At 58.9% G+C, this 1,282-nt stretch carries 1 protein-coding gene and 2 pseudogenes; 1 reads left to right on the forward strand and 2 read right to left on the reverse strand.

Annotated features, from left to right (window positions below):
* Both EN780_RS39860 and EN780_RS34475 read right to left on the reverse strand, forming a co-directional pair.
* Positions 1-228, reverse strand: a pseudogene (locus EN780_RS39860) (hypothetical protein); the annotation flags it as partial.
* Between the two features lie 203 nt (positions 229-431).
* Positions 432-666 (reverse strand): annotated as a pseudogene (locus tag EN780_RS34475) (transposase); the annotation flags it as partial.
* A gap of 170 nt (positions 667-836) precedes the next feature.
* Between EN780_RS34475 and EN780_RS34480 the strand changes: the two are divergent.
* Positions 837-1,121 (forward strand): hypothetical protein, encoded by a 285-nt coding sequence (locus tag EN780_RS34480; RefSeq protein ID WP_128276481.1) that lies wholly within the window; start codon positions 837-839, stop codon positions 1,119-1,121.
* Positions 1,122-1,282 lie beyond the last annotated feature (161 nt).

Raw genomic sequence — 1,282 nt, forward strand, 5'->3', positions numbered from 1 at the left:
GCCGGCTATGTTATAAGTCCTTCGCAGATGGGAACATGCGCGGATCAACGCATCGAGATTATCTGTATCAACACGGATAGACTCAAGCGCTTCCGCTGCAAGATAGCCGTACTTAGCGGGATCAGCCGCCAGCGTAATTGGATGGAGACAAAGGCGCTGGGCCGCTTCGACGTAAAGCGGACCATTAGACCTCGAACCCTCCACCAAGATGAGCGCCCTTCTTGTCATTGGCCTCGACTCCCATTACCTGGGCAAATCAGCATCAGACTGGCTCCGACCTCCAACTCGATTCTCCTCATTCCGCGGCACGTTTGCAGATTTGCATGCATCCGCCATGCCAAATGGGAAAGTCGTGTTGGAACAGCTCGATGCCGCTCTTATCCTATGTCGCGCCCCGACATTGTCAGACTTAGGACAAGACAAGCGCGGTTCTCGGCCTCAGACGTGCCGACCGCATGCCCAGCACCTCGCGCCGGCCGTCCGCGTTGACGCCAACAGCGATGATGACGGCGACGAGACGATGCCGCCGCCGCGGCGCAACTTCAGGTAGGTGGCGTCGATCCACAGATATGGCCAGTCGCCCTCGATGGGTCTTTCAAGGAACGCTTGGACCTTGCCGTCGATCTCTTCGCACAGCCGGCTGACCTGACTTTTGGAGATGCCGCTCACGCTTCTCTGATCCGGCATCGACAATCTCTGGGGTTGGCATCAGGCTTCCTCGTTTGAACGAGGCACCCTGTAGCTGAGTTGTCGGCCGAAGCGTCATGTTGCAAGGCAATGACCGTGCGGCGAAGTGAATCAGGCCTGCCCGAGGCCGCGGCAGCTATGACTGCACAATGGAAAAGGACGACATTGCCCTGCGCATCGAGGCGTTCGACGAGGCCAATGGCGGCGGCGTTGGCTGGTACAAGGACAAAGGTGCCTACCACCTGTACCTGCTGGCAACCGAGGTGCCGATCGCCCGTCTCAAGCCGACCGGCAGGAGCGATGAGGTCAGGTTCGCCTACTGGTCACACCGGCGAAAATGGGAAGACATCGACGATATGGGCGGCTGTGTCCTGCCCCCCGATCAGGCGCTCAGCCACATCGGAACCAACAGCCTATTCTGGACCTGGACCTGACCAAAAACGTACAAAGTCGAGGTCAGGACCTGGGTCGAAAGATTCCGTTTCATCGGAGCCCCGCCCGCGTTATCCTCGCGGGCGAGCAGTCATCGCACTCGACCGATGTGAGCACTCACTATCCGTTCTCCAAATCACCGTATCCGTGTGTGCCCCTGGAG

It is taken from the genome of Mesorhizobium sp. M4B.F.Ca.ET.089.01.1.1 (genome assembly GCF_004022605.1).
Classification (GTDB): Bacteria; Pseudomonadota; Alphaproteobacteria; order Rhizobiales; family Rhizobiaceae; genus Mesorhizobium; species Mesorhizobium abyssinicae.